Source organism: Nostoc sp. CALU 1950, from assembly GCF_051172895.1.
Lineage (GTDB): Bacteria > Cyanobacteriota > Cyanobacteriia > Cyanobacteriales > Nostocaceae > Nostoc > Nostoc edaphicum_A.
The window spans coordinates 1-7,864 of record NZ_JBDNJQ010000249.1 but is presented as its reverse complement, the minus strand read 5'-3'; the positions used below and the strand labels follow the sequence as shown (position 1 = coordinate 7,864).

The window sequence follows — 7,864 nt, the reverse complement described above, 5'->3', positions numbered from 1 at the left end:
ATTGGTCATTGGTCATTGGTCATTGGTCATTGGTCATTGGTCATTGGTCATTGGTCATTGGTACATACCCCATCCCTTGCGGGCGGAAAAACTTTTGTCTTTCATCGTACTAATCCAAAGCACATTCAAGAGTGGGCGTGGTTTCTCTTGGACAAATGACAAATGACAACTAATGACAAATGAATAATGACTAATGACAAATGACTAATGACTAAAATTAATCTTGCTTTAAACCACAGCCTAAACAACGCATACAAACAAAGAAAGCCGCTACAACTGAGATAATCTCAAATACCAATTGAAATGACAAAGGAGCTAGAGAAAATCCCCAAATTAGAGCAATTGTCCCAGTTACCATCGCCGCAATGCGATGAATTTCGTCTTTACTTCTCCAAGCAAATAAAAAAATTCCTAAACCCAATAATAGTAAGACTAAACTACTCATAAAGATATTTATTACTTAGAAGCTAAGGGTCAATCATCTAAAGCTGCAATGCTGACAAAAATTGTTACTTTTCCCAGTTCACCAAGGATTACCAACCATTGTGAATCCAGCCCAATAATAAGGATGCATAAGTGATTGTTCAGCTTCATCAACACTGTCAGTCGGTAAAGGTAAGTTCCCGACTACTCCCAAACCTTGTAATTGACCATTCTTTACATAAATCTGCCCTTTGGCCATACCTACCTGAGCCTGTCTGAGAGCTTCTGCCTTAATTGGAGCCGTCTTCAAGTTCTCATAAAATTTCGTCATCAACGCTGCTGTACCAGCATCACTGACCGACCAAAGACTAGCAACAGTAGTTTTCACACCTGCTAGCACTGCTAAACCCGCAAATCCCAGTTCGGACTCTTCATCCCCCAAGGCTGTTCTACAAGCACTCAACACGAGCATTTCAACTTCGGGTTCATTCAAGCGCAACTGTCGTAATTGGTTTAAGCGTAACTTGTCTTCCCACAGTTGAATATAGGAATTACTCAAAGCGCCGGTAGCAAAATCTGCATGGGTTGCCATGTGAATAATCCCAAAAGGTTGTTGGCGGCGAGTAGTTTTGAGATTTTCTAAGGTGGCTTGCTTGTCTAATAATAATTTGCCTTGCCAGAGTTTAGACACCAGTGTTGATAACTCAAGGGGAACTGCTGGTAAAGGCTCTTGTCCTTGAGTACTCTGAGAAACCCCCAAGGCTAAAATTTGAGATTTTTTAATGTCTTTATAAAGGGTATTACTCAAACTAAGACTGGGCATCAAACCAATACTGTATTTTTCTACTAAAAACCCCTGACCATCATGAAGTGCTGCTATTGGAGTTGAACGTAACCCAATATCTGGCAAAAATACCAGATTGTTGATTTCTCTTGCCTGCAAATCCGCCTCTAGTGGTGCAATAATCCAGCGATAAAGTTGTTGAGATGAACGCAAATAACCAGTGCGGCGACGGTTTTGTGGACTAACAATTTGGTCACGAAATTCTTGAGCTACTTGGAGAACTTTGGCTCTGGTCGTTCCTGGGATGCGCTTGCGGATAGGATCACCTTTTCCTGTGACTACCACTATTTCTAGTTGGTCGCTGTTTTGCTCTGCTACAGTATTTAACTGTTTAGTAAATTTTTTAGCTTTGCCTAAATTTCTCTCTGGTAGAATCTCCACGGGAACAAAACTGGTGTAGATAAATGCAGGTTTAGCACCAGTAGCTTCTTCTATTTTGCGAGCAATTTCTTTGGCATCATCTAGTGTTTTGATTCTCGGAGTGGGTATGCCTAAATGATCGGCAAAATCATCTGTGAAATTGCCTTCGGGAGTGGGATCGGTATTCAGAATAGGGTTATCAATCTGAGGATTATTGGAGCCAGGGTCAATTGGTTTACCTGGTGGATTGCACTGGAATGTGCAGGGGGAAGGAGTTGGAGTAGGAGGGATTTGGGTAGGAGGGATTTGGATAGGAGGGATTTGGGTAGGAGGGATTTGGGTAGGAGGAATCTGACTAACGTTGATTTCTATCTGTACGGGTGCAGAAGAGGAAACGCTGTCATTTGCACTAATTACAAAGGCATTTAGTGACCCATTAGTATCTGCCGGAGGTGTGTACACCAAAGTGTCGTCGCTAGATAAGGTAGTAACACCAGGGATGACGGGAAGACCATTGATAGTCAGATTTCCCGTATTCACCGCATCAACTTGGATTGAGGTGATGTCATTATTAGCATCGAGAACCAGTGCAGCCAAGCTAGAGAAGGTTAAGGTAACAGGTTGATTTGTTTGGGTATTAGGTAGCGATGAGTTTGCCGTTAATGTCGGCGGGGTGTTGACGGAAGTAATGGTTATGCCTGTTGGAGTACCGCTAGCATCTCCGCCATTAGGCAATACTGGAAAGTTACCGGAAGTGATGATTAAACTCTCTCCTGCATTACCTTCCCCTGCATTAATTGTTCCTGCTGTGCCATTAACGCTTGCATCACCTACGATAAAATCTACATTGTTTGGGCCACCATCGTGTTGAATTCTGACAGTACCTCCCGCAAGAGGTTGAACGATAGTACCTTCTTGACCAGTAAAAAATCCACCAGTTGCGATCGCCTCACCTGTTCCTATTCCTTGAATCAGTCCGTTGGTTAGCACTTGCACATTGCCACCTTGAACAGTGTTACCATCACCAAAATCGTCCGCTATGGTCTGAGTGTTGATGGTGGTAAAACGAATATTGCTGCCAGCAGTGTTGGTAGTCTGTAAAGTAACGTTGCCACCTGTAACACTTGCATCACCATCGACTCGGATGGCGATCGCTGAAGCATTAATGACATCATTAACGGTGATATTATCTGTGGCAGTTAAAGTAACTGCGCCAGCCGTGCCAGTAAAACCGCCACCTCCAAACTTGACTACAGACGAGTTTATTGCCCCTGTGGTAATGCTGCCGCCTGTTGTTGTTGCTACTACATTGCCACCTCTACCTGTGCTAGTAGCATCATTGGAAGAGGAATTAATGCTACCCGTAGTAATATCACCACCCGCAGATAAGTTTACATCACCCCCAGACGCAGAGTAGCCTCCTCCACTACTAACAATGATGTCACCCGCAGCAATGCCGCCAGTTGCAGATAAATTGACATTGCCACCATTAACACCAGTAGTTGTATTTAAATTTCCCAATAATAAGCTGGCTCCCGAAATGTTAATGGCTCCTCCGGTTGTCGCGATCGTGTTGGTAGGATCAACAAAGTTTACAGAACCGCTTTGTGAAGTCAGGCTGAAGCTACCGCCATTACCCAAGTTTAAAGTAGCAACACCATCAGTAGTGACTCCGGGTGTCGCTCCGGTGATGTCATTGATGGTAATATTACCTGTGGCTTGTAAGTTGATATTTGCACCCGAAGCTGCGATCGCACCCCAAGAAACTGTATTAGCCCCAATATCTGCATCGCCAAAGGCAATATTGCCAGCTGTACCATCAAAATCACCCACTCCACCATCAATAATAGTTAATGTGCTGGGGTCTAATAATAAAGTGCCAAAGCTACCATTGGCGGCTGAAGTCTCTACCAAACCGTTGAAGGTTAAGAAATTTTTGCCCGATACTTCTACAAAACCACCATTGCCAGCATTTGCTCCTCCGCGAGCCGAGATGTTACCAAAAAACTGGGTTGTGTCGTTACCCCAAACAATCACCCGTCCGCCGTTTCCATTCAAATTGCTATCGGCATTAATGACGGAGTTTGAGTCAACATAAGTCTGATCTGCGTTGGGTAAAGTTCCCTTACCTTGATAATCTCCGCCAATTAGTACAGTACCGCCGCCATTGGTTCCAGAGGCGTTAATGTTGGCATCAACCACCGCGACTTTTTGACCCAAAGCCGTTACTGTACCGCCTGTTTTACTTGATGTATCTACTGTCCCAGAAACAATCGTTGTACCTGGATCTGTGGGAATTTTTACATTAGAACCTGTCAGTTGTACAGTTCCATCGGCATTGGCAGTTAATCCAGTGTTCCCAACTGTGAGCAATTCTGGTAAAGATGCAATAGGAATTGTCCAGTTATTGGGTTGGTTGCTACTAGAGGCGAGGGGCTGAATTTCCAGACTTAACAGATTTCCTGGCTGACTGAGACGCACCCAATTTTGTCCTGGTACAGATGTGATAGAAATTTGTCCTCCCGGTGCTGAAAGTTGCCCGGTGTTGACTACAGTACCACCCAATAAATTCAAATTTTGCCCAGCACCTACTGCCAAATTTCCAGAATTTGCGATCGCTCCTGCTTGATTCATACTAAAGGCAAATCCGTTGGGGTTTCCAACTAAAGCAGTGTAGTCATTCACACCAATGGCGTTGAACCAACTGCTGCCAAAGCCAATGCCGTTGGCTGTTGTCACCGTGAAAGCACCAGGCACATTTAAACTGGCATTTGCTCCAAAAAGAAATCCGGCTGGATTCATCAAGAAGAGGTTAGGATTGCCACCTGTTACCTGAATTAAGCCATTGATGACCGAGGCATTTCCGCCTGTGATTCGACCAAGAATATTTTGCAGCGCTGGACTAGCTTGAAAGTTGGCGATTTGTTCTGGTGAAATCCCAAATTGTTGAAAGCTGTGGAAGAGGTTTGCACCATCTCCAGAAGTTGTACCGCCAGTAATATCAAGTCGATTGCCGTTGGGTGTAACAATTGTGTTTGTCCCATCGACAGCAGGGACAATTTGTTGTGCTTGGGCACTCACCAGAGGCACAATAGCTAACAGGGAAGCGGCGATGCTGGGCAGTAGAGATTTTTTGCGGCGTAATATGAAGCGACTTGTGGGCAATTCTACATCGATTTGTAACTTGTCTGCTAATCCGCGCCGCCAAAGTGCTTGTGCGATCGCTCGCTTAGACCAAAGGATTTGTTCTGTTTTTCTAGTAACAGAGATGCTTTGAGAATGATTCCGGTAGAGGTAAAGCGGCTGTTTAACTTGGCGCACCTGGGCTACTTCTGAAAGTCGTAGGCACAGGTCGTAATCATAAGCACTACTAGCAAAGGACGTGTTGACACCTCCTACTTGATCGTAAACGGAACGGCGCATTAGGCGGAAGTGGAAAGTCATGAAGTTCACCAACAGACCTTCTTGGGAGTAAGGAATGTCACAACGATGGCCGTAGCCGATAACTTTGCCGTTTTGATCAATATTTAAGTAGTCGGTGTAAACAAATCCTGTTTCTGGATGACGATTAAGTACTGTGGCAGTTTGAGTAAGGGCTGTGGGGGATAGGATATCATCACTGTCTACGATACCAATGTAAGTGCCAATAGTTTGGCTGATTGCTGCCTTACAAGCCGCAGCAACTCCTTGATGGTGTGCTTGGATTACCCGCACTCGTCCATCTTGTTGAGCATATTTGTTAGCGATCGCCACTGATCCATCTGTAGAGCCATCATCCCAAATTAGTAGCTCAAAATCTTGCCATGTCTGCGCTAAGACGCTGGCGATCGCTTCTTCAAGGTAAGACTCCCGGTTGTAATTGACGATGACAATGGAGATCAGTGGTGACATCGAAGTATTCCCAAGTTTTCTACCTGTCACCACAATATAATGCTAGGGAGTATCACTGAGAAAAAATTGTTATTAATTATAGTTTTAGTTACAAATCTTTTGAAATCTGAATATCAAAAATATGATATTGAAATACTCATAAGAGGAGGCAGAGGGCAGGAGGCAGGAGGCAGGAGGAAAGAAGTATAGGAATCCGCTTTGATTTCTGAACTGATTTGCGTAGGCAGGGAATAGTCAATAGGCAATAGGCAACAGGAAAGAAGGCTTCTTAGTTGTACTGAGTTTTTTCAGAAATAAAATATGAGTCCTATATGAATGAAAACTTTAGTTCTGGGTATAAAACCTAGTTTTATTACGAATTACGTTAGCGACGCAGGAGCGTCATTACGAATTATTTTAGATAAGGCACCCCACTGAGGATAAATGAGAAAAGAAACAGAAACTAGTGTTAAGCCGAAAGCAATGACTCAGCCAAGAATTGTCTATTTCTCTCATCAGTTAGACACTTGGCGGAGTCTGGCAACTACTACATGGAATAAGCACAGTTTCAGTTTTCAGTGTGGCTTACTAATACTGCCTGCGGTCTGGATTGTCACTGCAAATGGACTTAGAGCTACAGCAAATAACTTTACACCAGACTCGGCTGCAAATAGCAGTCAGCCAAAGTTACAAATAGTACAAGAAACAGAACCTTCCGAACCGAACCCCCAACCAGAAACATCACAACGCATTCGGGTTCGCAAAATCCAGGTTGTAGATAGCACAGTATTTAATGAAAATGACTTTAATCCAGTAGTGAAACCGTTTGAAGAACGGGATTTGACTTTAGAAGAAATCAGACAAGCCGCAGATGCCGTTACCCAGCTTTACCTAAATAAAGGCTATATAAATTCCAGAGCGGTTCCAGACATTCAACAATCTAGTACAACCGATGGTGTTGTAGTAATTCGGGTAATTGAAGGGCGTTTGACAGAGATTGACATCGAAGGGACGCGGCGATTAAACCCATCTTATATTCGGAGTCGCATTCAACTAGGTGCTGGTATCCCTCTCAATACTGGTAAGCTCGAAGAACAATTGAAACTGTTGCGACTTGATCCCTTATTTACAAATGTGGAAGCACGTCTGCGTCCAACAGGTAAGGTTGGTCAAAGTATTCTCATTGTCAGAGTTGAAGAGGCAAAATCTTTAATTGGTAGCTTGGGTGTAGATAATTATTCGCCTCCCAGTATTGGGGCGGAAAGATTAGGTATTGAATTGCGATCGCGCAATTTAACCGGTATGGGAGATGAATTAGCAGGCTCATATTACCACACCCTCTCTGGTGGTTCCGATGCCTTTGATTTTAGCTATCAAGTTCCCGTGAACGCCATGAATGGCAAAGTGCAGATTAGAGCGGCATTTAATCGCAACGAAATCACTGAGCCACCCTTTGATGCGCTTGGTATTCGGGCAAACCAGGATCTTTATGAAATCAATTATCGCCAACCATTGATGCGATCGCCCAGAGAAGAATTTGCCCTGTCTTTGGGATTTACCTATCAGGATGGTCAAACTTTCCTTTTTGATGATCTTGCAACCCCCTTTGGTATTGGGCCTGATGCCAATGGTGTGAGCCGCACCAGTGTAATTAAATTTGGTCAAGATTATATTAGGCGCGAACCTCAAGGAGCTTGGTTTTTGCGATCGCAATTTAATTTTGGCATAGATATATTAGATGCAACTATCAACAATGACCCCATCCCCGATGGTCGCTTTTTCAGTTGGTTAGGACAAGTCCAGCGCGTGCAGCAACTCAGCAACGATCATCTATTGCTGATCCAAGCAGACTTGCAGCTAACACCAGATAGCCTTTTACCTTCGCAGCAATTCGTCATTGGCGGTGGCCAATCTGTCAGGGGATATCGTCAAAATATCCGCTCTGGGGATAATGGATTTCGGGTAGCGATCGAAGATCGGATCACAGTGCAGCGCAATGAATCTGGAATATCCACAATTCAACTTGCGCCATTTCTGGACATGGGAGCCGTCTGGAATAAGTCCAATAATCCCAACCAGCTACCCGATCAGACTTTTTTGGTGGGTGCAGGCTTAGGATTATTATGGAATCAGGCAATGGGAATTGATAATCTGTTTTTGCGGCTCGATTATGGATTTCCATTTATCGATCTGAGCGATCGCGGTAATAACGCTCAAGATGATGGTTTTTACTTTAGTCTCCGCTATCAACCCTAAAAGGATGTTTGAAAAGTATTTTTGGTAACTTCTAAGCCTCAGAAACCTAACCCCCTTAGCCCCCCTTCCCTACAAGGGAATGGGGGTTTCAAAGCCTCTCTCCGTTTCGGG

The 7,864-nt window shown here is 44.0% G+C and carries 3 protein-coding genes; 1 reads left to right on the top strand and 2 read right to left on the bottom strand.

From position 1 onward, the window contains the following. Positions 1-217 precede the first annotated feature (217 nt). Together ABF638_RS35720 and ABF638_RS35715 are read right to left on the bottom strand one after the other, a co-directional pair. Positions 218-445, bottom strand: coding sequence for a hypothetical protein (locus ABF638_RS35720; RefSeq protein ID WP_069069118.1), 228 nt, complete (start codon positions 443-445; stop codon positions 218-220). A gap of 78 nt (positions 446-523) precedes the next feature. Then, on the bottom strand, positions 524-5,518 hold the full coding sequence (locus ABF638_RS35715) for a CHAT domain-containing protein (protein WP_435027502.1): 4,995 nt from the start codon (positions 5,516-5,518) through the stop codon (positions 524-526). Between the two features lie 423 nt (positions 5,519-5,941). On the opposite strand from ABF638_RS35715, the gene ABF638_RS35710 reads away from it, so the two are divergent. Continuing rightward, positions 5,942-7,753, top strand: coding sequence for a ShlB/FhaC/HecB family hemolysin secretion/activation protein (locus ABF638_RS35710; protein ID WP_435027501.1), 1,812 nt, complete (start codon positions 5,942-5,944; stop codon positions 7,751-7,753). Positions 7,754-7,864: the final 111 nt, after the last annotated feature.